The sequence below is a fragment of the Mycolicibacterium hippocampi genome, assembly GCF_010723735.1.
Lineage (GTDB): Bacteria > Actinomycetota > Actinomycetes > Mycobacteriales > Mycobacteriaceae > Mycobacterium > Mycobacterium hippocampi.
Genome location: NZ_BLLB01000002.1, coordinates 3,781,737 through 3,808,716, shown reverse-complemented (window position 1 = coordinate 3,808,716; position 26,980 = coordinate 3,781,737). Strand labels below are relative to the sequence as shown.

25 protein-coding genes and 1 pseudogene are annotated in these 26,980 nt (G+C 68.4%); 12 read left to right on the top strand and 14 right to left on the bottom strand.

Going from position 1 to position 26,980, the window contains the following annotated elements; translation table 11 throughout:
- Nucleotides 1-61: 61 nt before the first annotated feature.
- Both G6N53_RS19315 and G6N53_RS19310 read left to right on the top strand, forming a co-directional pair.
- Entirely contained in the window at nucleotides 62-2,539 is a 2,478-nt protein-coding gene (locus G6N53_RS19315) for a phosphoketolase family protein (protein ID WP_163891056.1), read from the top strand.
- 65 nt (nucleotides 2,540-2,604) lie between these two features.
- Nucleotides 2,605-3,372 carry a CPBP family intramembrane glutamic endopeptidase gene (locus G6N53_RS19310; protein WP_163891054.1) on the top strand — a complete coding sequence of 256 codons (768 nt, stop codon included), beginning with the start codon at nucleotides 2,605-2,607 and terminating at the stop codon, nucleotides 3,370-3,372.
- A 2-nt stretch (nucleotides 3,373-3,374) separates the two neighbouring features.
- On the opposite strand, the gene G6N53_RS19305 is transcribed toward G6N53_RS19310, so the two are convergent.
- The 3 genes from G6N53_RS19305 to G6N53_RS19295 form a co-directional block, all read right to left on the bottom strand.
- Nucleotides 3,375-4,376, bottom strand: a complete 1,002-nt coding sequence (locus tag G6N53_RS19305) for a zinc-binding alcohol dehydrogenase family protein (protein ID WP_163896095.1) — start codon at nucleotides 4,374-4,376, stop codon at nucleotides 3,375-3,377.
- A 40-nt stretch (nucleotides 4,377-4,416) separates the two neighbouring features.
- Complete coding sequence (locus tag G6N53_RS19300; RefSeq protein WP_163891052.1) at nucleotides 4,417-4,725, bottom strand: GlsB/YeaQ/YmgE family stress response membrane protein; 309 nt, start codon at nucleotides 4,723-4,725, stop codon at nucleotides 4,417-4,419.
- A gap of 140 nt (nucleotides 4,726-4,865) precedes the next feature.
- Nucleotides 4,866-5,939, bottom strand: a complete 1,074-nt coding sequence (locus G6N53_RS19295) for an APA family fibronectin-binding glycoprotein (RefSeq protein WP_163891050.1) — start codon at nucleotides 5,937-5,939, stop codon at nucleotides 4,866-4,868.
- A gap of 345 nt (nucleotides 5,940-6,284) precedes the next feature.
- Here G6N53_RS19295 and G6N53_RS19290 point away from each other — a divergent pair, with 345 nt between their 5' ends.
- From G6N53_RS19290 to G6N53_RS19280, 3 genes are all read left to right on the top strand, one after another.
- Nucleotides 6,285-6,965 (top strand): SDR family oxidoreductase, encoded by a 681-nt coding sequence (locus G6N53_RS19290; RefSeq protein ID WP_163891048.1) that lies wholly within the window; start codon nucleotides 6,285-6,287, stop codon nucleotides 6,963-6,965.
- 60 nt (nucleotides 6,966-7,025) lie between these two features.
- Complete coding sequence (locus G6N53_RS19285) at nucleotides 7,026-7,955, top strand: LLM class F420-dependent oxidoreductase (RefSeq protein WP_163891046.1); 930 nt, start codon at nucleotides 7,026-7,028, stop codon at nucleotides 7,953-7,955.
- 95 nt (nucleotides 7,956-8,050) lie between these two features.
- Complete coding sequence (locus G6N53_RS19280; RefSeq protein ID WP_163891044.1) at nucleotides 8,051-9,424, top strand: type II NADH:quinone oxidoreductase Ndh; 1,374 nt, start codon at nucleotides 8,051-8,053, stop codon at nucleotides 9,422-9,424.
- Here G6N53_RS19280 and G6N53_RS19275 read toward each other — a convergent pair whose 3' ends face one another.
- The 8 genes from G6N53_RS19275 to G6N53_RS19240 all read right to left on the bottom strand — a co-directional run bounded on the left by G6N53_RS19275 (nucleotide 9,425) and on the right by G6N53_RS19240 (nucleotide 15,202).
- Nucleotides 9,425-10,051 carry an urease accessory protein UreD gene (locus G6N53_RS19275; RefSeq protein ID WP_163891042.1) on the bottom strand — a complete coding sequence of 209 codons (627 nt, stop codon included), beginning with the start codon at nucleotides 10,049-10,051 and terminating at the stop codon, nucleotides 9,425-9,427.
- Complete coding sequence (ureG, locus tag G6N53_RS19270) at nucleotides 10,052-10,753, bottom strand: urease accessory protein UreG (RefSeq protein ID WP_163891040.1); 702 nt, start codon at nucleotides 10,751-10,753, stop codon at nucleotides 10,052-10,054.
- 25 nt (nucleotides 10,754-10,778) lie between these two features.
- The gene (locus tag G6N53_RS19265; protein WP_163891038.1) at nucleotides 10,779-11,423 is read right to left on the bottom strand and encodes an urease accessory protein UreF; all 645 of its coding nucleotides are present in this window, start codon (nucleotides 11,421-11,423) and stop codon (nucleotides 10,779-10,781) included.
- The gene (locus G6N53_RS19260) at nucleotides 11,423-13,144 is read right to left on the bottom strand and encodes an urease subunit alpha (protein ID WP_163891036.1); all 1,722 of its coding nucleotides are present in this window, start codon (nucleotides 13,142-13,144) and stop codon (nucleotides 11,423-11,425) included. The genes G6N53_RS19265 and G6N53_RS19260 overlap by 1 nt, the downstream gene beginning before the upstream one ends.
- Entirely contained in the window at nucleotides 13,137-13,457 is a 321-nt protein-coding gene (locus tag G6N53_RS19255; protein ID WP_163891034.1) for an urease subunit beta, read from the bottom strand. The genes G6N53_RS19260 and G6N53_RS19255 overlap by 8 nt, the downstream gene beginning before the upstream one ends.
- A 12-nt stretch (nucleotides 13,458-13,469) precedes the next feature.
- Nucleotides 13,470-13,772 (bottom strand): urease subunit gamma, encoded by a 303-nt coding sequence (locus tag G6N53_RS19250; RefSeq protein ID WP_163891031.1) that lies wholly within the window; start codon nucleotides 13,770-13,772, stop codon nucleotides 13,470-13,472.
- 42 nt (nucleotides 13,773-13,814) lie between these two features.
- Nucleotides 13,815-14,216: a PaaI family thioesterase gene (locus G6N53_RS19245; protein ID WP_163891029.1), complete on the bottom strand. Its 402-nt coding sequence runs from the start codon at nucleotides 14,214-14,216 to the stop codon at nucleotides 13,815-13,817.
- A gap of 206 nt (nucleotides 14,217-14,422) precedes the next feature.
- Nucleotides 14,423-15,202, bottom strand: a complete 780-nt coding sequence (locus G6N53_RS19240) for an iron reductase (protein WP_163891027.1) — start codon at nucleotides 15,200-15,202, stop codon at nucleotides 14,423-14,425.
- Nucleotides 15,203-15,442: 240 nt separating this feature from the next.
- Here G6N53_RS19240 and G6N53_RS19235 point away from each other — a divergent pair, with 240 nt between their 5' ends.
- From G6N53_RS19235 to G6N53_RS19220, 4 genes are all read left to right on the top strand, one after another.
- A complete protein-coding gene (locus G6N53_RS19235) occupies nucleotides 15,443-15,859 on the top strand; it encodes a BlaI/MecI/CopY family transcriptional regulator (protein WP_163891025.1) in 417 nt (138 codons plus the stop codon).
- 14 nt (nucleotides 15,860-15,873) lie between these two features.
- Entirely contained in the window at nucleotides 15,874-16,839 is a 966-nt protein-coding gene (locus tag G6N53_RS19230; RefSeq protein ID WP_163891023.1) for a M56 family metallopeptidase, read from the top strand.
- A gap of 71 nt (nucleotides 16,840-16,910) precedes the next feature.
- Complete coding sequence (gene gnd, locus G6N53_RS19225) at nucleotides 16,911-18,374, top strand: NADP-dependent phosphogluconate dehydrogenase (protein ID WP_163891021.1); 1,464 nt, start codon at nucleotides 16,911-16,913, stop codon at nucleotides 18,372-18,374.
- A 28-nt stretch (nucleotides 18,375-18,402) separates the two neighbouring features.
- Nucleotides 18,403-19,839, top strand: a complete 1,437-nt coding sequence (locus tag G6N53_RS19220; RefSeq protein ID WP_163891018.1) for a GuaB1 family IMP dehydrogenase-related protein — start codon at nucleotides 18,403-18,405, stop codon at nucleotides 19,837-19,839.
- Here the strand turns inward: G6N53_RS19220 and G6N53_RS19215 are convergent.
- From G6N53_RS19215 to G6N53_RS19205, 3 genes are read right to left on the bottom strand one after another with little or no spacing between them, the layout of a single operon-like run.
- Nucleotides 19,792-20,913 (bottom strand): ABC transporter ATP-binding protein, encoded by a 1,122-nt coding sequence (locus tag G6N53_RS19215; protein ID WP_163891016.1) that lies wholly within the window; start codon nucleotides 20,911-20,913, stop codon nucleotides 19,792-19,794. The genes G6N53_RS19220 and G6N53_RS19215 overlap by 48 nt on opposite strands.
- The gene (locus G6N53_RS19210; RefSeq protein ID WP_205390415.1) at nucleotides 20,888-22,426 is read right to left on the bottom strand and encodes an ABC transporter permease; all 1,539 of its coding nucleotides are present in this window, start codon (nucleotides 22,424-22,426) and stop codon (nucleotides 20,888-20,890) included. Before G6N53_RS19210 ends, G6N53_RS19215 begins: the two co-directional genes overlap by 26 nt.
- A 10-nt stretch (nucleotides 22,427-22,436) precedes the next feature.
- Nucleotides 22,437-23,465, bottom strand: a complete 1,029-nt coding sequence (locus tag G6N53_RS19205) for an iron ABC transporter substrate-binding protein (RefSeq protein WP_163891014.1) — start codon at nucleotides 23,463-23,465, stop codon at nucleotides 22,437-22,439.
- A 375-nt stretch (nucleotides 23,466-23,840) separates the two neighbouring features.
- On the opposite strand from G6N53_RS19205, the gene G6N53_RS19200 reads away from it, so the two are divergent.
- From G6N53_RS19200 to G6N53_RS19190, 3 genes and pseudogenes are all read left to right on the top strand, one after another.
- Nucleotides 23,841-25,202 carry a hemolysin family protein gene (locus G6N53_RS19200; protein WP_163891011.1) on the top strand — a complete coding sequence of 454 codons (1,362 nt, stop codon included), beginning with the start codon at nucleotides 23,841-23,843 and terminating at the stop codon, nucleotides 25,200-25,202.
- Entirely contained in the window at nucleotides 25,202-26,263 is a 1,062-nt protein-coding gene (locus G6N53_RS19195) for a hemolysin family protein (protein ID WP_163891009.1), read from the top strand. The genes G6N53_RS19200 and G6N53_RS19195 overlap by 1 nt, the downstream gene beginning before the upstream one ends.
- A gap of 88 nt (nucleotides 26,264-26,351) precedes the next feature.
- Nucleotides 26,352-26,966 (top strand): annotated as a pseudogene (locus G6N53_RS19190) (3-methyladenine DNA glycosylase); the annotation flags it as partial.
- Nucleotides 26,967-26,980: the final 14 nt, after the last annotated feature.

The following is a 26,980-nucleotide window of genomic DNA, read 5'->3' as shown; positions in this document are numbered from 1 at the left end:
TTAACGCCCGCGCCATCGGGTACGGGTTGGAAGACACCCCTATGCGGAGTTGGATGGAGACATGACTGCCTCGACCGAGCCGAAGACCGTCGACCGGAGCCCGCTGAGCGATGAGATGGTGAGCCGACTCGACCGGTGGTGGCGCGCCGCCAATTACCTGTCGGTCGGCCAGATCTACCTGCTGGACAACCCACTGCTGCGGACTCCGCTGACTCGTGACGATGTCAAACCGCGCCTGCTCGGGCACTGGGGCACAACTCCCGGCCTGAACTTTCTCTATGCCCACCTCAACCGCGCGATCAACGAGCGCGAGCAGTCGACGATGTATGTCACCGGCCCGGGCCACGGTGGACCCGGTTTGGTGGCCAACACCTACCTGGAGGGCACCTACAGCGAGATCTACCCCGACATCACCCAGGACGCCGAAGGGATGCGCCGGCTGTTCCGACAGTTCTCCTTCCCCGGCGGGATCCCTTCGCATGTGGCCCCGGAGACCCCGGGCTCGATCCACGAGGGCGGCGAACTCGGCTACGCGCTGTCACACGCCTACGGCGCCGCGTTCGACAATCCGGACCTGCTGGTCGCGGCGGTGGTCGGCGACGGCGAGGCCGAAACCGGGGCGCTGGCCACCAGCTGGCACTCCAACAAGTTCGCGAACCCGAACCAGGACGGGGTGGTGCTGCCGATCCTGCACCTCAACGGCTACAAGATCGCCAACCCGACGGTGCTGGCCCGGATTCCGGCAGACGAGCTGCGCAGCCTGATGGTCGGCTATGGACACAACCCGTACTTCTTCGAGGTTCCCGACGGCGCTGAAGCCGGACCGGACCATGCCGACGCCCACCGCCGGTTCGCCGCGCTGCTCGATGACGTGCTCGACGAGATCGCCGAGATCAAGGCCAGGGCCGCCGCAGGTGAGGACTTCCAGCCGCGCTGGCCCATGATCGTCTTCCGGACGCCGAAAGGCTGGACGGGACCCGACTACATCGACGGCAAGAAGACGACCGGATCCTGGCGCGCTCACCAGGTACCGCTGGGCAACGCCCGTGACACCGAGGAACACCTGGCGGTGCTCGCCGACTGGCTGGCCTCCTACCGGGCCGACGAACTGTTCGACGCCGACGGCCGGTTGTTGGCCGACATCGCCGAATTGGCGCCGCAGGGCCAGCTGCGGATGAGCGACAATCCCCACTCCAACGGTGGTCTGGTTCTCAAGGACCTCCGGTTGCCGAACTTTCGCGACTTCGCCGTCGACGTGCCCGAGCCGGGTGCGACCATCGCCGAGGCCACCAAGGTGCTGGGCCAGTGGCTCACCGAGGTGATCAGGCTCAACCCCGACAACTTCCGCATCTTCGGACCCGACGAGACGGCGTCCAACCGGCTGCAGGCCGTGTACGACGCCACCGACAAGCAGTGGAATGCCGAGTTCTTCGGGTCCGAGGTCGACGAGCACCTCGCCCGAGCGGGCAGGGTGATGGAAGTGCTCTCCGAGCATCAATGCCAGGGCTGGCTCGAGGGTTATCTGCTGACCGGCCGCCACGGCATGTTCAACTGCTACGAGGCGTTCATCCACATCATCGACTCGATGTTCAACCAGCACGCCAAGTGGTTGAAGGTCACCGATCACATCCCGTGGCGGCGCCCCATCGCTAGCCTGAATTATCTGCTGTCCAGCCATGTCTGGCGGCAGGATCACAACGGTTTCTCCCATCAGGATCCCGGCTTCATCGATCACGTCGTCAACAAGAGCGCGAACGTGGTGCGCGTCTACCTGCCGCCGGACGCCAACACCCTGCTGTCGACCTACGACCACTGCCTCAGATCGCGGCAGTACGTCAACGTCGTCGTCTCCGGTAAACAGCCCGCACCCAACTTCCTGACGATGGAACAGGCGATTGCCCACTGCACCCGCGGGTTGGGCATCTGGGAATGGGCGGGCAACGAAGTGCTCGGGGCCGACCCCGACGTGGTTCTCGCGGCCGCCGGCGACGTCCCGACGCTGGAAGCGCTCGCTGCCGTCGATCTGCTGCGCACCCACCTGCCCGACCTCAAGGTCCGCTTCATCAACGTCGTCGACCTGATGCGGTTGCAGGACAGCACCGAGCATCCCCACGGCCTGTCCAGCCGGGAGTTCGACATGCTGTTCACCACCGACAAGCCGATCATCTTCGCCTACCACGGCTACCCGTGGCTGATCCACCGGCTCACCTACCGGCGCACCGGCCACGCCAACCTGCACGTCCGCGGGTACAAGGAGGAGGGCACCACGACCACTCCCTTCGACATGGTGATGCTCAACGACCTGGACCGCTACCACCTGGTCATGGACGTCATCGACCGCGTGCCGACACTGGGATCGACCTGCGCCACGCTGCGCCAGCAGATGGCCGACAAGCGGATCGCCGCCCGGGAGTACACCCGCGCGCGCGGCGATGACATCCCCGAGGTCAAGGAATGGGTCTGGCCGGCAGCGAAGGAGGCCGGCGTGGACACCGAAGCCGTCGCCGCTGCCGCCGACACAGGCGGCGACAACGAGTAGCCCAGTGGTCAGGTCGGTCACAGCTGATCGGTACGGCCGGTCCTGGCCGGTACCCTTGACCGGATATGACTGACGCCAGCACGGTCGCCGCGCCTGCAGAGCCCCACCCCTTGGTGGCTCAGCTGTCTGCGTTGCACCACTTCCGGATCTACGCCGACGTGGCGGTCGTGATCGTGGTGCTGGCGCTGACCAATTTGATCGCGCACTTCACCACGCCGTGGGCCAGCATTGCCGTGGTGCCCGCGGCCGCGGTGGGACTCGTTCTGCTGGTCCGTTCGCGCGGCCTGGGCTGGGCGGAACTCGGGCTCGCCCGGGAGCACTGGAGGTCTGGCGCCGGCTACGCGCTCGCGGCGGTCGCCCTCGTCGGGACGGTGATCGCCGTCGGTGCGCTGCTGCCGTGGACACGCCCGATGTTCCTCAACAACAACTACGCCACGCTGTCGGGGGCGCTGATCGCCTCGATGATCATCATCCCGTTGCAGACGGTTATCCCCGAGGAACTGGCTTTCCGGGGGGTGCTGCACGGTGCGCTGGACCGGGCGTGGGGCTGGCGCGGCGTCGCCGCCGCCGGTTCGCTGCTGTTCGGGCTGTGGCACATCGCCACGTCGATGGGTCTGACGGCCAGCAACGTCGGCTTCACCAGGATTCTCGGCGGCGGCGTTTTCGGCACCGTGGTGGGTGTTCTCGGGGCCGTCGTGGCCACTGCCGCGGCCGGCTTCGTCTTCGCCTGGCTGCGTCGCCGAAGCGGCAGCCTGATCGCACCGATCGCACTGCACTGGTCACTGAACGGTCTGGGTGCGCTGGCCGCCGCCCTGGTGTGGCATCTGACCTGAGGTCAGACGATCAGCACCGCGGCTCCGGAGATCCGCCCACTGCTCAGATCACCGAGTGCGTCGTCGGCCCGGTCCAGCGGGTACTGCGGGCTGGTGACCTCGAGACGATGGTGGGCTGCGAAGTCCAGGAACGCCGCAGCGTCGTCCCGGGTATTGGACGTCACCGACCGGACCTGCCGCTCCTGAAACAGGTGACGCTGGTAGTTCAGCGGCGGGATGTCGCTGAGGTGGATGCCTGCGATCGCGAGGGTGCCGCCGCGGTCCAGCGCTTCCAGGGCGGGCAACACGAGTTCGCCGACGGGAGCGAACAGGATCGCGGCGTCCAGCGGTACCGGCGGCGGGTCGTCCGCACCCTGGGCGGAAGCGGCGCCCAGCGCCAAGGCGAGCTCGCGGGCCTGGTCACCGCGGGTCATGACGTGCACCTCGGCGCTTCGCGCCACCGCGACCTGGGCGGTGAGGTGCGCGCTCCCGCCGAACCCGTAGATGCCGAGCCTGCCTCCGGCGGGTAGCTGGGCGCGAAGCAGCGAGCGATAGCCGATGATGCCCGCACACAGCAGCGGCGCAAGCTCGGCATCCGGATAGCCGGAGGGCAGTCGGAGCGCGTAAGCCGCAGGGACCGTCGCGAATTCGGCGTAGCCGCCGTCGGCATCCCAGCCGGTGTAGCGAGATTGCGGGCACAGGTTCTCCTGGCCACGCGTGCAGTAGACGCAGGTCCCACAGGTGTGGCGCAGCCACGCGATCCCGACGCGGTCCCCCACCGCGAACCGCGGCGGCACGTCGGCACCGATCTGGACGACTTCTCCGACCACCTCGTGTCCGGGGATCACCTGATGGCGGTGAACCGGGAGATCACCCTCGGTGACGTGCAGATCAGTCCGGCAGACACCGCAGGCGAGCACGGCGACGAGCAACTCGTCGCGGCCGGGCTGCGGGGTGGCCACGGTGGCGGGCACCAGCGGCCGGGACGACATCGGACCCGGCCGCCGCACCTGCCAGGCCCGCATCGTGGTGCGGCTCACCGCCCTCGCCGTGCCCAGGTCGCGGTCAGACCTTGCTCCTCCCCTGCACCATGCCGACGATCCACAGCAGGATCACCGAGCCCAGGATCGCGGTGAAGAGGGTGAACCACCAACCGCCACCGGCGGTGTCGAGGAAGAAGCTCAACAGAAAACCGCCGAGCAGGGCGCCGACCACACCGATGACGATGTTCATCAGGATTCCGGAACCGCCGCCCTTCATGATCTTCCCGGCGATCCAGCCGGCGATCGCCCCGATGATGATGTATCCGATCCATCCCACGCTCGTCAGGGTCGACGAGCGTGCGAGCAACTCGGTGGCTGCAACGATTTCCATTGGAATCTCCTGCCGCTTGCCGGTCAGCCCGGCGCGGACGCGACCGGACTAGACCCAGGTATACGCCTCACGGGTAACGGTTCGGCTTTGGGAATGCACCGGAAACGTGAACGAACGACGGTCGTGCCGACCGGGGTCCGCTATGCGGGTGGCAACATCCCCGGCGCCGTGTTCGGGTCGACCGGAACCGGCACCCCGACCTCCGGCCGCGGCGGCGGAGCATTCGGATCCGGCGGCGGTGCGTTCGGATCCGGCGGTGGCGGCGGTGCGTTCGGGTCCGCCGGCGGCGGAGGCGGCGGAGGTGTCCACGGCCGGACCGAGTTGGCCAGGGTCACCGCTTCTTCCTGGGGAATCGGGTTGGCTTCGGTGCCGAGCCACACCACGAACCACCGCTCCGGTGCGCGCTGACCACGGGGGGTCCCCGCGGGGGTCGGTGCGCCCACCACTCCGGCCCAGATCTGGCCGTTGGGCTTGGCGGTGTCAGTGAAATCCACCTCGTAGTAGGAGGCGACACCGGTCATTCCCCCGGCATCGAGCGGCACTGTCTTCTGGTTGACCCGCGTGCCCGGGAAGGGCATGAAGAACTCGCCCATGTCCGAGGCCAGGCGCTGGGCGGCCTTCGTGTTGTCCGTCTCGGCACCTGCGAAGAGCTTCAGATCGAGCCTGCCGAGCAGCACGCTGGTGTCGTTGGGCGGCTGCGCGTCCGGGGGCGCACCTTCCGGCGGCAGCTTCGTGAGCAGCGCCTGTCCGTACGACAGCTGGGTGGCATCAGAGACCGTCCAGCCTGCGGGCACGACGTAGCTGAAACCGCCCGCAGCATTGTCGACACGTCCCGGCTCGGGCGCGGGGGCGTCAGGATCGGCGGGTGGTGGCGCGTTCGGGTCCGCCGGCGGCGGGGGCGGAGGCGGTGGCGCGTTCGGGTCCGCCGGCGGCGGGGGCGGCGGAGGTGGCGGTGCGTTCGGGTCGGCCGGCGGAGGCGGCGGTGCGTTCGGGTCGGCCGGCGGAGGCGGTGGTGCGTTGGGGTCGGCCGGCGGCGGGGCGCCGTCGACGACCGTCGGGGGCGGTGGTGGTGGCGGCGGTGCGGGCTGCGCGTGTGCCACCGGCAGAGTCAACGCTGCCATCAAAGCCGCTGTGGTGGCACTCGTCAGCGCCGCGCGCCCGATAGACTTCGGAAACCCGCTACGGCGGTGAGCATTCGCGTCCGGCTGAACCATGGGGAAGAAACTACCGTGTTACAGCCGTGACGCAAGTGCGAATTGGTCATTGAATGCCAAACTGAGACATTGCTGCGTACATTGAATGCCCTGTATGGGCGTCAGTCACCTGGTTGCTGACAGCCGAAGGACCCCGCGCGTGGCGCGGGGTGGCCTGTGTTCTGTCGGGTCTGGTGTCGAGGTGACTCTTCTCCGTAGATCGCGGTGCCGTGCCCAGCTGTTACCCGCGGCGTCGTGCGCACCGCGGAACTCGCGGCGCGTCGGGTTTCATCGGCTAGCTACTGTCCAGTAACATTGGCGGCACTCGCTGGGGTTCAGCGTTGAACACAACAGGAGGGGCCGACGATGGATGTTCTGGTCACAGGATGCGACACGGATCTGGGCCGCACGATCGCGGCGAGTTTCAGCGACGCCGGCCACACCGTGGTTCTCGCGGGAAGCCGTCGCGACGAGCTCGACGTCGCGGTGAAGGAGCTGGACGCCAGCGACGCCCGCGCGATCGTGTTCGACAACACCGATCCGGCGTCGGTCGCGGCGGTGCAGGGCCAGTTGCCGGCCCACCTGGACACCATCGTGAACGTACCGGTCCCGAAGCGCGGCGGTGGCGACCCGCGCACCTACACGCTGACCGACCACTTCAACGAATGGCGCAGCATCTTCGACAACACCCTGGTATCGGCCGTGTTGACGGTGCAGGTTCTCGGCGACCATCTTCGCTCGGGCGGCTCGGTCGTCACCGTGATCCCGGACCCGGTGCGCGAGGGCAGTGCCGACGCCGCGGTCAAGGCCGCGGTCTCCGAGTGGACCGCCGGGCAGGCGCATCACTTCGGCACCCGGGGAATCACGGTGAACGCGGTCGCCGCCGGGCGCGGGGTCGAACCCGGATACGACGGACTGGACGCCACACCGCCGTCGGTCAGCTCCGAAATCGCGCGGCTGTCGTTGTTCCTGGCGACCCCTGCCGCCCGTCACATCACCGGTCAGACGCTGCACGTCAGCCATGGCGCATTGGCGAACTTCGGGTAGTACCGGGACGTCGCGGAACGCGGGGTCGACAATCGGCGGGGGCTGGCTAGGCTCGACGGAGTGACGATTCGACTCGGACTCCAGATCCCCAACTTCTCCTATGGCACCGGCGTCGCCGAGATGTTCCCCACCGTGATCGCGCAGGCGCAGGAAGCCGAGGCGGCAGGTTTCGACTCGGTCTTCGTGATGGACCATTTCTACCAATTGCCCATGCTGGGCAGCCCCGAAGAGCCGATGCTCGAGGCCTACACCGCACTGGGCGCCCTGGCCACCGCCACCGAGCGTGTCCAGCTGGGCACCCTGGTCACCGGCAACACCTACCGCAACCCGACGCTCCTGGCCAAAGCCATCACCACACTCGACGTGATCAGCCAGGGACGCGCGATCCTGGGCATCGGGACCGGGTGGTTCGAGCTCGAGCATGATCAGCTCGGCTACGAGTTCGGCACCTTCACCGACCGGTTCAACAAGCTCGACGAGGCGTTGCAGATCATCCTGCCGATGATCGCGGGTGAGCGTCCCTCGTTCACCGGCAAGTACTACCGGGTCGAGGAAGCCATGGCCAATCCCCGTTTCCGCGAACACATCCCGCTGATGATCGGTGGCAGCGGCGAGAAGAAGACGATCCCGCTGGCGGTCCGGCATTTCGACCACCTCAACGTGATCGCCGGTTTCGACGAACTGGCCGCCAAGCTCGACGTCGTCAAGGCCAGGTGTGATGACATCGGACGGGATCCGGCCACGCTGGAGACCAGCATGCTGGTGACCGCGATGGTCGACGAGAACGTCACCGCCGACGTCATCCCGGCAGAGATGAGCCAAAGGATGGTGGTCGGCAGTGCCGAGTCGATCGCCGAACAGCTCAAGACCAAGGTTTTCGACGTCGGCATCGACGCGGTGATCATGAACCTGCCCACCAGCCTGCAGGGTTACCAGCCCGGTCACATCACCGCACTGGGAGAGGCCCTCAAGCCTCTGGTGGCCGGCTGAACCCTGGCCGGTGGGGCATCTCACCGCGCCCGCCGGAAGCCCGGCGGCTAACGTATTCGTTGAACTGAACAGGCAGATCCCGCCAAGGAGAAATGATGAGCCATCCCGGAGCTACTGCGTCCGACAGGCACAAAGTGGTCATCATCGGCTCGGGATTCGGTGGCCTGACCGCCGCCAAGCACCTCAAGCGAGCCGACGTCGACATCAAGATGATCGCCCGCACCACCCATCACCTGTTCCAGCCGCTGCTGTACCAGGTCGCGACCGGCATCATCTCCGAGGGCGAGATCGCCCCGGCGACGCGGGTGATCCTGCGCAACCAGAAGAACGCGCAGGTGCTGCTCGGCGACGTGACCCGCATCGACCTCAAGACCAAGACCGTGCGCTCCGAACTGCTCGGCCACACCTATGTCACGCCCTACGACAGCCTGGTCATCGCTGCCGGCGCGGGCCAGTCCTATTTCGGCAACGACCACTTCGCCGAGTTCGCACCCGGCATGAAGTCCATCGACGACGCACTGGAACTGCGGGGGCGCATTCTCGGGGCCTTCGAGCAGGCGGAACGGTCCAGTGACCCGGCCCGTCGGGAGAAGCTGCTGACGTTCGTGGTCGTGGGAGCGGGCCCGACAGGCGTCGAGATGGCCGGGCAGATCGCAGAACTGGCCGATCACACACTCAAAGGCACGTTCCGGCACATCGATTCGACCAAGGCGCGGGTGATCCTACTCGACGCCGCCCCCGCGGTGCTGCCCCCGATGGGTGAGAAACTCGGCAAGAAGGCACAAGCCCGGCTGGAGAAGATGGGCGTCGACATCCAGCTCAACGCCATGGTGACCGACGTCGACCGGAACGGCATCACGGTCAAGGACCCCGACGGCACGCTGCGTCGCATCGAGTCCGCCTGCAAGGTGTGGTCGGCCGGTGTGTCCGCCAGCCCGCTGGGCCGTGATCTGGCCAACCAGTCCGGCGTCGAACTCGACCGGGCAGGACGGGTCAAGGTGCTTCCGGATCTCTCGATCCCGGGCAATCCCAACGTGTTCGTCGTCGGTGACATGGCAGCGGTCGAAGGGGTGCCGGGGATGGCGCAGGGAGCCATCCAGGGCGGCAAATACGCGGCCAAGGCCATCGTTGCCGGACTCAAGGGCGCCGACCCGTCGCAGCGTGAACCCTTCAGCTATTTCGACAAGGGATCGATGGCCACGGTGTCGAAGTTCAGCGCGGTGGCCAAGATCGGTCCGCTGGAGTTCGGCGGGTTCATCGCCTGGCTGGCTTGGTTGTTCCTGCACCTGATCTATCTGGTCGGCTTCAAGACCAAGATCGTCACGATGCTGTCGTGGACGGTGACGTTCCTGGGCCGCAACCGCGGCCAGTTGACGATCACCGAGCAGCAGGCCTACGCCCGCACCCGGATCGAGGAACTCGAGGAGATCGCTGCGTCGGTTCAGGACACAGAGAAGGCCGCAAGTTAGTCACAGCCGCTCGCCCTGCCAGGTCGACAGGCACCCTCCCCCGGCAAGCGCCAGCGTGACCCCTGCGGCTTCGACGTCGCTGCACGGGTAGTGCAGTTCGCTGATACTCGCTCCCGGGGCGGCGATCTCGTCGTCGGCGACGGAACTGTTGCCGAGTTCGACGCGGTGCCGCAGCAGGGGCCTCCCGTTGACGTCGGCGCTCAGCGAGCCTGACCAGAAACCCTGGCGTTCACCGGTTCTGCCGATCTGTACCTTCTCGATCAGCCGGAGACGGCCGCTGTCGGCCAGGTTGAGGCGGGTGGTCACGAAGTGGTGTGAGGTGGCCGCCACGATCGTCGGCAGCGGGTCGAGGTCGAGCTCGCCGGCGACCTCCAGCGTCCAGGACGCATGCGATTCGGTGGTGGCTGCTCCGGGCAGGGTGACCGTCGCCGCCGCAGTGCGCAGCCGCAGCCGGGCACCGGCTTCCACCACCAGCCGGATGTGGATCGAGTCGCCACCCAGTGGCGTCGCCGCCGACGACACCAGGTGCACGGTGTCGCGCTCGGTGCGGCGTGCGGCGATCCCGCCCCTGGACTCGAGATGCGGTGAGCGGTCCCGCCGCGCGACGACCACCACCTCCGAACGCATCTACACCGCCTGCGGGACGTCGAGTTGCTCACGCACCCAGCCCAACACCGCTGTGGCGGCCGGGTCGGCGGTCAGTGAGATCAGCACCGTGGGACGCTCACCACGGACCATGGCCGCGTCGCGGCGCATCACGTCCAGATCGGCGCCCACCAGCGGCGCGAGGTCGGTTTTGTTGACCACCAACAGATCCGAGTAGGTGACACCGGGTCCGCCCTTGCGGGGCACCTTGTCTCCCCCGGCTACGTCGATGACGAAGATCTGCACGTCCACCAGCCCGGAGGAGAACGTCGCGGTGAGATTGTCCCCGCCTGATTCCACCAGGATGAGATCGAGTCCGCCGAGGTTGCCGTGGGCCGCGATGAGGTCGTCGATGGCGTCGAGGTTGGCGGTGATGTCGTCACGGATCGCGGTGTGCGGACAGCCACCGGTCTGCACGGCGGCGATCCGGTCATCGGGCAGCACCGCGTTGCGGCGCAGGAAATCGGCGTCCTCGGTGGTGTAGATGTCGTTGGTCAGCACCGCCAGCGACAGCTCGTCGCGGAGCTGCCGGCACAGCGCGGCCACCAGTGCCGTCTTGCCGGAGCCGACGGGGCCACCGACACCGATGCGCAGCGGCTCGCCCGGCAGGCGTTCGCGGCGGGGACGGTCGGTGTGCACGTGCGGCTGGCCGACAGCATCGGAGGACAGGAAATGCGGGGGCATGGGAGGCACAGTCGGACCTTGCTTCTCAGGACGCGAAAAGTGGACGTTCGCGGTCGGTGTGGCGCTGGGCGAGAACGTCCAGCAGTGGATCGGAGAGATCGGCGAGCCCTTTCGTCGCCTCCGCGGCGGTCTGCTCGCACAGGTTCGCGAGTTCGAACGTGACCGCAGCCACGTCACCGGGGTCGAGCGCCAACAGCCGCTGCGCGGCGGTCGCCGACCCCGTCATCGTCGTGTAGACCACCGACAGCGCGGTGTGCTCGGACGCCAGACCGCTTGCCGCGCCCACCGCACCCGCGGCCACGGCGAGGTGTGGGGTCGCGCCCAAGGTAGCCCAGTCGTGGTCGGGCCAGACCCGGCGGGCCAGCCGGACAAGCCCGCGCCCCTGGGCCCGAGATGCCTGACGGGCGGCGGGAGCCGGTGTGCGGGCGTCGGTTTCGGCGTCGCCGCGTTCGCCGGCGACAGCCGAGAGCGTGCCGCCGTGCACTGCCGCCGCCACCGACGCTGTGACCAGTCCACTGGTGCGTATCCGGCGGCGCAGATACGCGCGCAGGGTGGCGAGATCGACCACCAGACCGCTGGCCACCGCCTCCTCGATGCCGCCGGAGTGGACGTGGCCCCCGGTCGGCAGCCGTGAGTCGGACAACGCGAGCATGGTGGTCAGGTTCGACATCAGAACAGGAAATATCGCTGTGCCATCGGCAGTTCGGTCGCCGGTTGCTCCTGCCAGACCTGGCCGTCGATACGCACCGTGAACGTGTCGGGGTCCACCTCGATGTGCGGTGTCGCGTCGTTGAGCGGCATCTGCGCCTTGCCCACCTTCCGCACGTTGCCCACGGCGACGAGGCGGCGGTTGACCGCCAGCCGGTCGGCGAGGCCGTCGTCGAGCGCCTGCGGCGCGACGAAATGGACCGAGGTGGCGGCCGCGGCCGCGGGTGCCGCGCCGAACATGGGCCGCGGCAGCACCGGCTGCGGGGTCGGGATGGAGGCATTCGCGTCCCCCATCGCCGCCCAGGCGATCATCCCGCCCTTGAGCACGGCATGGGGTCGTACCCCGAAGAACGCCGGCTCCCACAGCACCAGGTCGGCGAGCTTGCCGACCTCGACCGAGCCGATCTCGTGGTCGAGGCCGTGCGCGACGGCCGGGCAGATCGTGTACTTCGCCACGTAGCGGCGGGCCCTGTTGTTGTCGGCGCCTGCGTCCCCCTCGAGCGAACCGCGACGCTGTTTCATCACGTGGGCGGTCTGCCAGGTCCGCATCACGACCTCACCGATGCGCCCCATCGCCTGGGCGTCGCTGCCGATCATCGAGATCGCTCCGATGTCGTGCAGCAGGTCCTCGGCGGCGATGGTCGACGGTCTGATCCGGCTCTCGGCGAACGCGAGATCCTCTGGCACACCGGGGTTGAGGTGATGACACACCATCAACATGTCGAGGTGCTCGTCGAGCGTGTTGACCGTGTGTGGGCGGGTCGGGTTGGTCGAACTCGGCAGCACGTTCGGTTGGCCTGCGACCGTGATGATGTCCGGTGCGTGCCCGCCCCCGGCGCCCTCGGTGTGGTAGGCGTGAATCGAGCGGCCCTTGATCGCGGCGAGGGTGTCCTCGACGAACCCGGCCTCGTTGAGGGTGTCGGTGTGGATGTTGGCCTGCACGCCGGCGGCCTCGCTGACGGTCAGGCACGCGTCGATCGCGGCGGGCGTGGTACCCCAGTCCTCGTGCAGCTTGAAACCTGCCGCGCCGCCCCGCAACTGCTCCCACATCGCCTCGGCGCTGACGGTGTTGCCCTTGCCGAGCAGCGCGATGTTCATCGGCCAGGTGTCGAGGGCCTCGAGCATCCGGGCCAGGTGCCATGCGCCCGGAGTCACGGTGGTGGCCTTGCTGCCCTCCGCGGGCCCGGTGCCGCCGGCGACCATCGACGTGATGCCACCTCCGAGGGCCTCCTCCATCAGCTGGGGGCAGATCAGGTGGACGTGGCAGTCGATGGCGCCGGCGGTGACGATTCGGCCGTTGCCCGCGATGACCTCCGTCGACGGTCCCACCACCAGGTCCGGGTGGACACCCGACATGATGTCGGGATTGCCTGCCTTGCCGATCGCGCTGATGCGGCCATCGCGAATGCCGATGTCGGCCTTGATGATTCCCCAGTAGTCCAGGATCACCGCGCCGGTGATGACAGTGTCGGGTGCTCCCTCGGCGCGCGTCGCACGCGACTGTCCCATCGACTCGCGCAGCACCTTGCCGCCGCCGAAGACGGCCTCGTCCCCTGCCCGGCCGGGCCCACCGCTGCGGTCCTCGGTGATCTCGATGAGCAGGTCGGTGTCGGCCAACCGGATCCGGTCGCCGGTGGTCGGACCGAACAGGGCCGCGTAGCGGGAACGGGACAGCTCACTCATCGGATGTGTCCAATCTGCCGGGCGGATTCAGGCTCAGGCCGTGGACTTCGCGGCTGCCGGCCAGCGGGATCAGCGCGACGCGTTGTGCGACACCGGGTTCGAACCTGATAGCAGTTCCGGCCGGGATGTCGAACCGGTGTCCGTGTGCGGCTACCCGGTCGAACTGCAGCGCCCCGTTGGCTTGCGGCACGTGCACGTGGCTGCCGACCTGAACGGGTCGGTCTCCGGTGTTGAGGATCTCCAACTCCAGTCGGGGGGCACCGGCATTGATCTCGATGGCGCCCTCGCCGTAGACGACCTCACCTGGGATCACGTCACTCCTGCCTCACGAGATCGGGTGGTGGACGGTGACGAGCTTGGTGCCGTCCGGGAACGTCGCCTCCACCTGGACGTCGTCGAGCATCTCGGGCACGCCGACCATCACGTCGTCGCGACCCAGCACGGCTTGTCCGCTGACCATCAACTCCGCAACGGTACGGCCGTCGCGAGCACCCTCGAGGATGTGATCGGTGATGAGCGCGACGGCTTCGGGGTGGTTCAGCTTCAGGCCACGAGCCTGGCGTCGGCGGGCCAGCTCGGCTGCATACGAGATCAGCAGCCGTTCCTGTTCATGCGGGGTCAAACGCATAGTTCGCGATCCTGCCACGCCAGTCGGCAGTCGGCAGCGCGGCTACTCGGCGGGAAGGTTCTGCAGCCGCACCTGACCGCGTGCCAGCAGGCGGTCGTCGTCGCCGGAGATGGTGATCAACCACAGCTGCTGGCGACGTCCGCGGTGGATCGGGGTGGACGCCGCGGTCACGATGCCGGCGCCGACGGCGCGCAGGAAGTCGGTGTTGTTGTTGACGCCGACGACGCGGCCGCCCCCGTTGGCAGCCAGCCAGACCGAGGCCGACACGCTGGCCAGGCTCTCGACGATCGAGCAGTACACGCCGCCGTGCACGATGCCGTGCGGTTGGAGCAGTTCGTCGTTGATCTGCAGTTGCGCGCGCCCGCCGTCGGGGGTCATGTCGAGATAGGTCAGACCGAGCAGGCGGTCGAATCCGTCACCGAGGCCGGGAAGGTCAGTCGTCACGGTTTGTGTCTACACGCACCCCCGCGCGCGCTTCCGCGAGGGGACCGGAGATCGACGTCCCGTGGGCCCGCGGGAATGCGGACGGACCCCACGCGGTGCGTGGGGTCCGTCCTTCGTGTGGACCGGGGGTCTCTGCAGCCCTCAGGACTCCGGCTCGGTCCGGTGGTTCGGTTCTTCAACCGCCCTTGAGCATAGGCAAGGCTGCCCTAATTAATCAAGGCTTTCGCCGAACTCATCCGCGAGGTTCCGCGCACGGGCAGCCCGAAGCCGACGAAGGCGTCCAGCACCGCCTGTCCGCGACGCATGCTGACCACCTCGCTCGACCCCGCCAGCAGCGGTATCTGGGTCGCCGCGCCGACGACCGAACCGCCGACGATGTGCCACATCGACGCCACCGTGATCGCCCCGCCGCTGACGCCGGCCAGCTTCAGGAACAGGGGCGCCAGGGCGCGATGGCTACGGTGGGCGACCCACGTCGTCAACGCCGCCTCGCTGGGAAGCGCGACGATCCCGTCCTGGGCGGACCGGCCGACGCCGATCTTCGTGCGGTCGGAGAGGAACGGGTCATCGGGCAGTCCGCGAACCGTCGGATCGACGACGCCGACCCAGTCGATGGCGCCCTCGGAATCGACGTGCACCCACAGGTTCTCCAGCCCGGTGTCCCAGGCGCGGCCCTCGAGGACCAGAAGGGGGATGACCCGGCCGACGACCACGTGGGCGAAGGTCGCGGCGAGCTGCTGCGCGACCGCTGCCCGGCTCTCGGTCTCGGCGACCCCGGCATCGAACATCGTCTGCAGACGGTCGGAGGTCAGGACCTCGGCCAACGGCCACCACCGCCGTCGGGACAGGTCGCCCATCACTGCCACGCCGTAGACCCGGGGACATTCGCGATACAGCTCGCGGAGCCGCCGGCTGGACTCGTGGATCGGCAGTGTTCTGCCGATCGACATCCCTGCGATGAGCGGATCGTCGATAACGACCGTCATGGCACCTCCAATCTGAGTAAGCCTTGAGTTAGGTTAGCCTTACTATAGTGCTGAGGCGGATGCGGGCTACCCCCTGTGATCGGACTCACAAAGGGCAGATAATGGAGGGCGAGGGAGGCTCCACCGGCCTGTGCCGCCCGGGCTCTTTCGGACCCGCGAGCTGGGCGCGGAACGGATACGACACGCGGTAGTAATCCCGTAGTACGCTTTGAGCTACTGCTGGTAGGAGATGAACACAAAATGGCCAAGGTGACACGGCTCGGGGAGCTGGAGCGGTCCGTGATGGACCACCTGTGGTTCGCGGACGAGCCACAGACCGTGCGCCAGGTGCATGAAGCGCTGGCAGCGCACCGCGACCTTGCGTACACGACGATCATGACCGTGCTGCAGCGGCTGGCGAAGAAGAATCTGGTCGTGCAGCACCGCGATGACCGCGCGCATCGCTACGCCCCCACCCACGGCCGCGACGAACTGGTCGCCGGGCTGATGGTGGACGCGCTGGACCAGGCCGCCGACTCAGGCAGTCGGGAGGCCGCGCTGGTGCATTTCGTCGAGCGGGTCGGTGCCGGTGAGGCGGCCGCACTCCGCCGTGCGCTGGCCGAACTCGAGGACAAAGAACGTCACCACCCACCCGCTGGCGGTTCGGGTACCGACTGAGAGACACTTACAGCGTGTCCGCGCTGGCCTTCACCATCGTCGCTCTGCTCCTGTCGGGGCCGGTGCCGGCGATGCTGGCGCGAGCCAGCTGGCCGCTGCGCGCGCCCCGGGCGGCGATCGTGCTGTGGCAGTCGATCGCCCTGGCCGCGGTGCTCTCGGCTTTCTCCGCCGGAATCGCCATCGCCAGCCGGCTGTTCGTGCCCGGTGAAGACGGGCGCCCCACGGCCACCCTGACCAGCGAGATAGCCGCCCTCGGGTGGCCGCTGTGGACGGCCTACGTGACCGTCTTCGCCCTCACCCTGATGATCGGCGCCCGGCTGATCGTGTCCGTGCTCAACGTCGCTGTCGCCACCCGGCGCCGACGCGCACATCACCGGATGGTCGTCGACCTGGTCGGCGCCTCACACCTCAGCGCACCTCATCTGTGCAGCCACTACCCCCGACCCCTGGCCGGCGTGGGGCTGCGCATCCTGGATGTGGCCGAGCCGCTGGCGTACTGCCTGCCGGGGGTCCGCAGCCGCGTCGTGGTCAGCGAGGGCGCGTTGACCACGCTGGCGGACAACGAGGTCACCGCGATCCTCACCCACGAGCGCGCCCATCTGCGGGCCCGCCACGACCTCGTGCTGGAGATGTTCACCGCGGTGCACGCCGCGTTCCCGCGCTTCGTCCGCAGCGCCAACGCGCTGACCGCGGTGCGGTTGCTGATCGAAACGCTCGCCGACGACGCCGCGGTGCGCACCACCGGCCCGACCCCGCTGGCCCGGGCGCTGGTCGCGTGTGCGGCCGGACCCACCCCGCGAGGCGCTCTGGCCGCCGGCGGGCCGACGACGGTGGTGCGGGTGCGCCGCCTCGGGGGTAAGCCGAACAGCCGGATCCTCGCCGCCGCTGCGTACTTCGCGGCGGCTGCGGTGCTCGTCATACCCACCGTCGCACTGGCGGTGCCGTGGCTCAACGAGCTTCATCGACTGTTTCTTGCGTGAGCGTCCCACCCCCGCGGGGTGTTGGATGACCAGTAGCTGTGTCGTCACGAGAGATCGAAAGGGTTTCGTCTATGAGCTCGTCGCAGTCCCCCACCTCCGCCGGTACGGCGCAGATCGGTGTCACCGGTCTGGCCGTGATGGGGTCGAACATCGCACGCAACTTCGCCCGGCACGGCTACACGGTGGCGCTGCACAACCGCTCGATCGCCAAGACCGACGCGCTGCTGGCCGAGCACGGATCCGACGGCACCTTCGTGCGCAGTGAGACCATCCCGGAATTTCTTGCCGCACTGGAGAAACCGCGGCGGGTGCTCATCATGGTCAAGGCCGGGGCGCCGACGGATGCGGTCATCGACGAGCTCGCCGAAGCGATGGAACCCGGCGACATCATCATCGACGGCGGCAACGCGCTCTACACCGACACCATCCGCCGGGAGAAGGCGATGCGTGACCGCGGGCTGCACTTCGTCGGCGCAGGCATCTCCGGCGGCGAGGAAGGTGCGCTCAACGGCCCCTCGATCATGCCCGGCGGCCCCGCCGAGTCCTACAAGAGCCTCGGACCGCTGCTCGAGGAGATCTCCGCCCACGTCGACGGTGTTCCGTGCTGCACCCACATCGGGCCCGACGGCGCAGGACATTTTGTCAAGATGGTGCACAACGGCATCGAGTACTCCGACATGCAGTTGATCGGCGAGGCCTATCAGCTGCTGCGGGACGGACTGGGCAAGTCCGCCCCAGAGATAGCCGACGTGTTCGAGGAGTGGAACACCGGTGACCTGGACAGCTTCCTGGTGGAGATCACCGCGCAGGTGCTGCGCCAGACCGACGCCAAGACCGGACAGCCACTGGTCGACCTGATCCTCGATGAAGCCGAACAGAAGGGCACCGGCCGGTGGACGGTGAAATCCGCACTGGATCTCGGTGTTCCCGTCACCGGTATCGCCGAAGCGGTCTTCGCGCGCGCACTGTCCGGTTCGGTGACGCAGCGCAAGGCCACCACCGGACTGGCGTCCGGAGACCTGAGCGAGCAGCCGACCGACGCCGAGCAGTTCACCGAGGACATCCGTCAGGCGCTGTACGCCTCGAAGATCATCGCCTACGCCCAGGGCTTCAACCAGATTCAGGCGGGCTCCGCCGAGAACGACTGGGGCATCACCCCGGGTGACATGGCCACCATCTGGCGCGGTGGTTGCATCATCCGCGCGAAGTTCCTCAACCGGATCAAGGACGCCTTCGACGCTGATCCTGAGTCCCCGACTCTTCTGGTCGACCCGTACTTTCGTGATGCAGTCGAGAACGCCATCAACAGCTGGCGCCGCGTGGTGGTGACGGCCACCGAATTGGGTATCCCGATCCCCGGCTTCAGCTCGGCGCTGTCCTACTACGACGGGTTGCGCACCGAGAGGTTGCCCGCGGCCCTGACGCAGGGGTTGCGGGACTTCTTCGGCGCCCACACCTACGGCCGCATCGACACCGACCGGGCCGAACGGTTCCACACCCTGTGGAGCGGAGACCGCAGCGAGGTCGAGGCGTAGATCCGAGGCCGGAGAGGCGCAGTTCCACATGAAGTTCCTGGACGGCCACAGGCCGCCGTACGACCTGACCTACAACGACGTGTTCGTCGTCCCGGGGCCGAGCGACGTCGCCTCGAGATTCGACGTCGACCTGTCGACCGCCGATGGCACCGGTACCACGATCCCGGTGGTCGTCGCCAACATGACAGCGGTCGCCGGACGGCGGATGGCGGAGACCGTCGCCCGTCGCGGCGGGCTCGTGGTGCTACCGCAGGACCTGCCTATCCAGGCGGTCGAGCAGACGGTGGACTTCGTCAAGAGTCGCGACCTGGTGGTGGACACCCCGGTCACGCTCGCCCCGGATGCCTCGGTCTCCGACGCCTGCGCGCTGATCAACAAGCGGGCACACGGTGCAGCCGTGGTGGTGTTCGAGAACCGTCCGATCGGTCTGGTCACCGAGGCTGTGTGTACCGGTGTCGACCGCTTCGCCCGGGTTCGGGACGTCGCCGCCACCGATCTTGTCACCGCCCCGGTCGGCACCGACCCGCGCAAGGTCTTCGACTTACTCGAGCACGCCCCGGTCGAGGTGGCGGTGCTGACCGAGCCCGACGGGACGCTGGCCGGCGTCCTGACCCGTACCGGTGCGGTGCGCGCAGGCCTCTACACCCCCGCGGTCGACGCGACGGGCCGGTTGCGGATCGCCGCGGCGGTCGGCATCAACGGCGATGTCGCGGCCAAGGCCACCGCGCTTGCCGAGGCCGGTGTGGACGTGCTGGTCGTCGACACCGCGCTGGGTCATCAGGCCAAGATGATCGACGCGATCAAGGCGGTGGCGGCGCTCGATCTCGGTCTGCCGCTCGCGGCGGGCAACGTCGTCTCCGCCGAGGGCACTCGTGACCTGCTCAACGCCGGTGCGTCCATCGTCAAGGTCGGCGTCGGTCCCGGCGCCATGTGCACCACCCGGATGATGACCGGTGTCGGCCGCCCGCAGTTCTCTGCGGTCCTCGAATGCGCAACGGCGGCAGGACAACTGGGTGGGCATGTGTGGGCCGACGGCGGCGTCCGACACCCTCGTGACGTGGCGCTGGCGCTGGCCGCGGGCGCGTCCAACGTGATGATCGGCTCGTGGTTCGCCGGTACCTACGAGTCGCCCGGGGACTTGATGCGCGACCGCGCGGGCCAACCGTACAAGGAGAGCTACGGCATGGCATCCAAACGCGCGGTGGCTGCTCGCACGGCGGCCGACAGTGCGTTCGACCGGGAGCGCAAAGCGCTGTTCGAGGAAGGTATCTCCACCTCGCGGATGAGCCTGGACCCCACCCGGGGCGGGGTCGAGGACCTGCTCGACCACATCACCTCCGGGGTGCGCAGCACCTGCACCTATGTCGGCGCGGCCACGTTGGCCGAACTGCACGCCAAGGCAGTGATCGGGGTGCAGTCAGCGGCGGGGTTCGCCGAGGGCCACCCGTTGCCGACCGGTTGGTGACGGATAGGCGAGCACATCGCCTGCGACCTCCACGGTGACGGCCGACCCGACCGCCAGCCCGCACTCCCCGGGGCTGCGCAGTGAGACCGCGCTGCCGTCGGTGAGCTCGACATGGACCACGGTGTCCGCGCCGTAGAACCGGCAGGCCGTCACTCGGGCGGGTTCTCCGGAGGTCGCGGTGCCGAACCGCAGCTGCTCGGGCCGCAGCACCACCACGGCGGGGCCATCGGGTACCGGCAGGCGGGCGGGCAGCGCACCCAGCGCGGTGCGCACCACGCCCGAATCCACCGATCCTGTCAGTTCGATTGTGGCGCCGACGAAGCGGGCATTGGCGAGGCTGGTCGGGCGGGCGTAGATCTCGGCGGGTGTGCCGTGCTGGGCGATCGACCCGTCAATCAACAGTGCCACCGAATCGGGCAGCGACAGCGCCTCGGACTGGTCATGGGTGACCAGCAGCGCGGTGGTGCCGGCGGCTCGCAAGATCGCGGCGATGTCCTCCCGGACCCGCACCCGCAGGCCGGCGTCCAGCGCGGCGAACGGTTCGTCGAGCAGCAGCACCCGAGGCTCCGCGGCCAGCGCACGCGCCAGCGCCACCCGCTGTTGCTGTCCGCCGGAGATCTCGTGTGGTCGGGCCTCGGCAAGGCCGTCCAAACCGACCACCGACAGCCAGTGCGCCACCCGCGCATCCAGCTGCCTGCGGGAGGCCCGATCCATACCGAAAGCCCGGTCCATACCAAAAGCGACGTTCTGCCCGACGCTCAGATGTGGGAACAGCGCACCTTCCTGCGGCATGAGACCAACCCGCCGACGGTGCACCGGTACGGTCGTCGACCCACCCGCCACCGTCTCCCCTGCGATGCGCACCGTTCCGGCGTCGGGGTCCTCGAAGCCGGCGAGGATCCGCAGCAGCGTGGTCTTGCCGCAACCAGAGGGGCCGAGCACCGCGGTGATGGTGCCTTCGGGCAGATCGAGGTCCACGTCGGACAACACCTGACGATCGCCGAAAGATTTGCAGATGCCTTGAGCCGCAACAGCGGGCCCGTCCAAGTCAGTCACTGCGCACACCGCCTGCATCGGTGCTCCACAGTCCCAGCACCGCTGTCGGGACGGCGGCGAACACCAGCAGAGCCGCCGCGTAGGGCGCCGCGGCGGCGTAGTCGCTGACCGTGCTGTAGTTCCACAGCCGGGTGGCCAGGGTGTCGGTGCCGGTCGGGTGCAACAGCAGGGTGACCGGTAGCTCCTTCATGCAGGTCAGCAACACCAGCGCCGCGCCGGCTGCGATGCCGGGCAGTGCCATCTTCGCGGTCACCGCACCGAAGGCCCGCTGTGGTGTGCGGCCCAGCGAACGGGCCACTTCCTCCAGACGAGTGGGGACAGCCTCCACCGCCGTACGGACCGATCCGATCGCCAGTGGCACGAACAGAACCGTATAGGCAAGGATCAGCAGTGGTTCGCGCTGGTAGATCGGACGCAGCAGGAGGACGCCGAGCGACACCATGGAGATGGCGATCACGATCGCCGGCAACCCGTGCGCCACATAGCTGGCGCCCTCCAACGCACGCGTCGCCCGGTCGCGGTGGCGGGCGGCGAGCACGCCGAGCGGCAGCGCCGCGGCGGTGGTCGCCACCGCGGCGGCAACCGAGAGCCAGACAGTCGATCCGAGCGCGGCGAACCATTCCGCGACGTCCCACCGCGGTCCCGCCGTCAGAAGCCAATCGGCCAGCGTCACGCCTGGAACGACGATCGCGGCGGCCAGTACGGCCACCGGCGCCAGCAGCGCGACCCAACTCCAGCGTCCGAGACGGTTCAACGGCGCAGGGCGGGGCGCGCCACCACCGATCCGGGATGACGCGGCGCGCCCCCGGGCCCGGCTCTCGGCGAGCACCAGTGCCACCGCGAACGCCATCAGCACCAGCGAGAGCACCGCTGCCCGCGCGGGGTTGAACCCGGAGCGGTACGCCCCGTAGATCACCCACGTGAATGCCTCGAAGCGCATCGCGGCGACGGCACCGAAGTCGCTGAGCACGTACAGGCCGACCAGCAGAGCGCCCGCGGCGATCGCGGCGCGCGCCTGGCGCAACGTCACTCGGAAGAGCACCGCGAGTCCGCCGAGCCCCAGCGACCGCGCCACCTCCTCCTGCGCCGGGTCGACCCGTGCCAGAGCTGCCATCGTGGTCAGCAGCACCAGCGGATAGCTGACCAGGGTCAGTACCAGAGCAGCTCCCCAGAACCCGGCGATGGTGGGATAGGCGGAAACCCACAGGTAGGCCAGCAGGTAGCTCGGCATCGCCAGGGGCAGGGTCAGGGCGACGGCGAGTGCGCGCCTGGCCTTGATGTCGGTGCGGGTGACCAGCACCGCCAGCCCCACCCCGAGTACCACACACGCCGCAGTGACCACGACGACGAGCAGCAGCGACCGACCGACCAGCGCCGCGGTGCGCGGCTGGACCAACTCCTCGACGACAAAGGGCCAGCCGCGCTCCAATGCCCGGGCTGCCAGATAGACCGGCGGGATCAGCGTGCCGGCCGCCACGAGGGCGGCGGGCACCAACAGCAGCGCGGGCGGCCGGCTGCGACCCACGGTCACCGGAGCCCGGTCAGTTCGTCAACAAGCCGGTCTCGACCAACAACTCCTGAGTCGCCTCGATGTCGTCGAGCTGCGAGAGGTCCACGGCGGGCGGCTGCAGGTCGCTCAGCGGTGGCATGTCGGCCGAGGGGGCGACGCCGGCCGCGAGCGGATACTCCGTCGTCTCCTCGGCGAAGTACTGCTGTGCGGACTCGCCCACCAGGTATGCCGCGAACGCCTGGGCCCCCTCGGGGTTCGGCGCCGACTTGAGCACCCCGACGCCGGCGACGTTGACCAGGCCGCCGGGATCCCCCGCGGCCATGAACTGGTTCTCCGCGGTCACGGCGTCCGCGCCCTTGCTGTTGATCAGCTCGTAGAGGTAGTAGTGATTCGTCGGGCCGAGCGCGACCTGGCCGGCATCGACTGCGTCGCGCACGGCGATGTTGTTCTCGAAGGCCTGCGGGTCCTGCGCTTCGAACGCCCGCAACCACTGCTCGGCGCCGTCGTCACCGCGGATCACCCGCAGACCGGTGACAAAGGCCTGCCAGGAGGCATTGCTGGGGGCGAACCCGATCTTGCCCCTCCACTCCGGGGCAAGCAGTCCGTCGATCGTGTCGGGCGGGTTCGGCGCCAGGGTCGGGTTGTAGACGATGACCCGCGCGCGGCCGGATACCCCGACCCAGGTGCCGTCCGCCGCCGAGTACTGCGGGGCGACGGCCTCGAGCGTCGTCGCATCGATCGGCGCCAGCAACCCGGCCTTGGACACCGCGCCCAGCGCACCCGCATCCTGCGACAGGAACACGTCGGCGGGCGAGCGGTCCCCCTCAGTCAGCAGCTGAGCGGCCATTTCCCCCGAACCGGCGTAGCGCGCCTCGACCTCGATACCCGTGTCGGTGGTGAACTGCTCGATCAGCGGGGCGACCAGTTCTTCACTGCGGCCCGAGTACACGACGATCTTGTCGGCGTCCTCGGGCTGGGACTGCGACCCGCAGGCGGTGAACGCGAGCATCGCCGCCACGATTCCGAGCGCGCCGGCGGCACGGGATATCGACATCGACATCAAGTGGGCTCCATCTGTAGGTGAGTAGCGTGCAGTCGGCACACCTGTGATCTGGCACCGAACCTACCATTGGGTGAGGTTAGGCTTACTGAACGGCGGCCGGGCGAGAAATGCCCGGTGACTCGGCTAGCATGTGTGGACCATCAGTCGAATCCGGCCGCTCAGCGCTGCCGCGAATCGTCCGCGCGAAAACGAAAGGGACCAGGTGCCGCAGGCACTGGATGGAGGCCCATCCGAGCCGGCCTTAAACGCCCAGCGGCCGGGCCAAGAGCCCGCTGAGGCCGAGCCGTCCTCTAGTCGGCCGGGCACCCGACCCGGCGTCCCCGGTCGTTCGATCGACCTGCTCCCCGGTGCCCCGGCCGCGGGAGCACTGCCATGAGTCCGGTCATGTCGCTTCTCGCGTTGCTGGCATTCATGATGCTCACCGCGGGCACGGCGGTCTTCGTTGCCGCCGAGTTCTCGTTGACCGCGCTCGAGCGCAGCACCGTCGAGGCCAACGTCCGCACCGGTGACCGCCGCGACCAACTCGTCCAGAAGGCGCATCGCACGCTGTCCACCCAGCTGTCCGGAGCGCAGGTGGGTATCTCGATCACCACACTGGCCACCGGGTATCTCGCGGAGCCCGTCGTCGCGCGGCTCATCGCGCCGGGGCTGACCGCGGTCCGGGTCCCCGAGCAGTTCGTCAGCGGACTGGCCCTGACGTTGGCAATCCTGCTCGCCACCTCCATTTCGATGGTGTTCGGCGAACTGGTGCCCAAGAACCTCGCCGTGGCCCGGCCGGTGCCGACCGCGCGCTGGTCGGCGGCGCCCCAACTGTTCTTCTCGTTCACGTTCACGCCTCTGATCCGGTTCACCAACGGAACCGCTAATCGGATTCTCCGACGAATGGGCATCGAGCCTGCGGAGGAATTGCGCTCCGCACGGTCGCCCCAGGAGTTGGTGTCGCTGGTGCGGACGTCGGCGCGCAGCGGCTCGCTCGACCCGGTGACCGCCGTCCTGGTGGACCGCTCGCTGCAGTTCGGCGAGCGCACCGCCGAGGAGCTGATGACACCACGGTCCAAGATCGACACGCTGGAAGCCGACGACACCGTGGTCGACCTCAGCGAGGCGGCGGTGCGGACCGGGCACTCACGCTTCCCCGTCATCCGGGGCGACCTCGACGAGACGATCGGTGTGGTTCACGTCAAGCAGGTGTTCGCGGTGCCCTACGGGCAACGTTCCTCCACTCGGCTTGCCGACATCGTGCAGCCCGTCGCCAAGGTGCCGTCCACACTGGACGGCGACGCGGTGATGTCGGAGGTGCGCGCCAACGGCCTGCAGACGGCGCTGGTGGTCGACGAATACGGCGGCTCGGCGGGCATGGTCACGGTGGAGGATCTCATCGAGGAGATCGTCGGGGACGTGCGCGACGAACACGACGACGAACCGCCCGACGTGGTCGCCGCCGGACGCGGCTGGCAGGTCTCGGGGTTGCTGCGCATCGACGAGGTGGCCGAGAGCACGGCGTTCCGCGCTTCGGAAGGCGACTACGAGACCATCGGCGGTCTGGTCCTCGAGACCTTGGGCCACATCCCGGAAGAAGGCGAATCGGTGGAGCTGACCGCCTTCAACCCGGACGGTTCCGTCGAGGACCCGATCCGCTGGCTGGCGACGGTGCTGCGGATGGACGGCCGCCGGATCGACCTGCTCGAGCTCACCGAGCTGGGGCACCGCGGCGACGTGGACGGGGCGAGCTGATGGGAGACGTCTTCGGCGTCCTGCTGACGGTGCTGCTGTTGGCCGCCAACGCATTTTTCGTGGGCTCGGAGTTCGCATTGATCTCCGCGCGCCGCGATCGACTGGAGGCTTTGGCCGAGCAGGGCAAGAAGAGTGCGGTCACCGTGATCAGGGCCGGCGAGAATCTGTCGCTGATGCTCGCGGGCGCGCAGTTGGGCATCACCGTGTGCTCGATCCTGCTGGGTCGGGTCGCCGAGCCGGCGGTCGCGCATCTGCTGGAGAAGCCGTTCGGCCTTCTCGGCATCCCGGACGCGTTGCTGCACACCGTGTCGTTTCTGGTGGCACTGTCCATCGTGGTGACGCTGCACGTGTTGCTCGGCGAGATGGTTCCCAAGAACATCGCAATCGCCGGACCCGAGTCCACCGCGATGCTGCTGATCCCGGCCTATCTGGTCTACATCCGTGCCGCCCGGCCATTCATCGCGTTCTACAACTGGTGCGCCAACGTCACGCTGCGCGCGTTCGGTGTGGAACCCAAGGACGAACTCGACGTCACGGTGTCGACCGTGGAGCTGTCGGAGATGATCGCCGAGTCGCTGTCGGAAGGGCTGCTCGATCCCGAGGAGCACACCAGGCTGACCCGCGCCCTGCAGATCCGCAACCGGGTGGTCGACGACGTCGCGATACCGCTGCACCGCATCCGGGCGGTCCCCGTGGCGGGGGCGGGCTCCGGCCCGACGGTCGGCGCCCTCGAGCAGGCCCTGACGGAGACCGGTTACTCCCGGTTCCCGGTCGCCGATCCCCAGGGGGCGTTCATCGGCTATCTGCACATCAAAGACGTGCTGCCGATGGTCAACGAACCGTATGACGAGGCCACGATCGTGGATTCGGCGATGGTGCGACCACTGCCCCGGGTTCCCGCCTCGCTTCCGCTGCCCGACGCGCTGTCCCGGCTGCGCCGCACCAACAGTCATCTGGCGCTCGTCACCGCGGCCGACGGCACGGTCACCGCGGTGGTGGCGCTCGAAGATCTCGTCGAGGACCTGGTGGGGACCGTCCGCGACGGCACCCATCGTGTCTGATTCGCGGCTCGCCGCGGTGTCTGATTCGCGGCTCGCCGCGGTGTCTGATTCGCGGCTCGCCGCGGTGCCTGATTCGCGGCTCGCCGCGGTGCCTGATTCGCGGCTCGCCGCGGTGTCTGACGACTGGCTGGAACGCGCCGCCGCCCACCGCCGGCGAACCGACGAACTCCTGGGGCCGCACCTGGAGCGAAGGCGGGCCGGCCAGCCGCACCCGGTGTTCGACTTCCTGTTCACCTACTACAGCCTGCGACCCCGCCAGTTGCGTATCTGGCATCCCGGCTACGGCACCGTTCTCAGCGGAGTGGCTGCGGATCGCTACCTCGACCGCTCCGGGTACACCCGGCACCGCGACGGCGTCACGGTCAGCCGTGACCACCTTCATGCGCGCGCGGGCACTGTGAGGTTCATCGCGGATCTCCTGGGCGCGGTGGCGTCGCGGCCGGCACGGTTCAACTGCTTCGGCCTGCACGAATGGGCGATGGTGTACCGGACTCCCGCGGTGCGCCACCCGGGTGTGCCGCTGCGTCTCGGTGCCGCCGGGACGGACGCTGTGGTCGACGCAATGCCGTTGCGCTGCAGCCACTTCGACGCATACCGGTTCTTCACCGAGCCGGCGGCGCGACGCAACGCCGCTCATCTGACCCGGGACTCTCAGGTCGCCACGGAGCAGCCGGGATGCGTGCACGCCGGAATGGACCTGTACATTTTGCTAGGGTA

Excerpts from the sequence above, each read along its gene's own strand:
- G6N53_RS19315 (WP_163891056.1), top strand. The coding sequence starts at position 62 with ATGACTGCCTCGACCGAGCCGAAGACCGTCGACCGGAGCCCGCTGAGC.
- G6N53_RS19310 (WP_163891054.1), top strand. The coding sequence starts at position 2,605 with ATGACTGACGCCAGCACGGTCGCCGCGCCTGCAGAGCCCCACCCCTTG.
- G6N53_RS19305 (WP_163896095.1), bottom strand. The coding sequence starts at position 4,376 with ATGCGGGCCTGGCAGGTGCGGCGGCCGGGTCCGATGTCGTCCCGGCCG.
- G6N53_RS19300 (WP_163891052.1), bottom strand. The coding sequence starts at position 4,725 with ATGGAAATCGTTGCAGCCACCGAGTTGCTCGCACGCTCGTCGACCCTG.
- G6N53_RS19295 (WP_163891050.1), bottom strand. The coding sequence starts at position 5,939 with ATGGTTCAGCCGGACGCGAATGCTCACCGCCGTAGCGGGTTTCCGAAG.
- G6N53_RS19290 (WP_163891048.1), top strand. The coding sequence starts at position 6,285 with ATGGATGTTCTGGTCACAGGATGCGACACGGATCTGGGCCGCACGATC.
- G6N53_RS19280 (WP_163891044.1), top strand. The coding sequence starts at position 8,051 with ATGAGCCATCCCGGAGCTACTGCGTCCGACAGGCACAAAGTGGTCATC.
- G6N53_RS19275 (WP_163891042.1), bottom strand. The coding sequence starts at position 10,051 with ATGCGTTCGGAGGTGGTGGTCGTCGCGCGGCGGGACCGCTCACCGCAT.
- ureG (WP_163891040.1), bottom strand. The coding sequence starts at position 10,753 with ATGCCCCCGCATTTCCTGTCCTCCGATGCTGTCGGCCAGCCGCACGTG.
- G6N53_RS19265 (WP_163891038.1), bottom strand. The coding sequence starts at position 11,423 with ATGTCGAACCTGACCACCATGCTCGCGTTGTCCGACTCACGGCTGCCG.
- G6N53_RS19260 (WP_163891036.1), bottom strand. The coding sequence starts at position 13,144 with ATGAGTGAGCTGTCCCGTTCCCGCTACGCGGCCCTGTTCGGTCCGACC.
- G6N53_RS19250 (WP_163891031.1), bottom strand. The coding sequence starts at position 13,772 with ATGCGTTTGACCCCGCATGAACAGGAACGGCTGCTGATCTCGTATGCA.
- G6N53_RS19240 (WP_163891027.1), bottom strand. The coding sequence starts at position 15,202 with ATGACGGTCGTTATCGACGATCCGCTCATCGCAGGGATGTCGATCGGC.
- G6N53_RS19235 (WP_163891025.1), top strand. The coding sequence starts at position 15,443 with ATGGCCAAGGTGACACGGCTCGGGGAGCTGGAGCGGTCCGTGATGGAC.
- gnd (WP_163891021.1), top strand. The coding sequence starts at position 16,911 with ATGAGCTCGTCGCAGTCCCCCACCTCCGCCGGTACGGCGCAGATCGGT.
- G6N53_RS19220 (WP_163891018.1), top strand. The coding sequence starts at position 18,403 with ATGAAGTTCCTGGACGGCCACAGGCCGCCGTACGACCTGACCTACAAC.
- G6N53_RS19215 (WP_163891016.1), bottom strand. The coding sequence starts at position 20,913 with ATGCAGGCGGTGTGCGCAGTGACTGACTTGGACGGGCCCGCTGTTGCG.
- G6N53_RS19205 (WP_163891014.1), bottom strand. The coding sequence starts at position 23,465 with ATGTCGATGTCGATATCCCGTGCCGCCGGCGCGCTCGGAATCGTGGCG.
- G6N53_RS19200 (WP_163891011.1), top strand. The coding sequence starts at position 23,841 with ATGAGTCCGGTCATGTCGCTTCTCGCGTTGCTGGCATTCATGATGCTC.
- G6N53_RS19195 (WP_163891009.1), top strand. The coding sequence starts at position 25,202 with ATGGGAGACGTCTTCGGCGTCCTGCTGACGGTGCTGCTGTTGGCCGCC.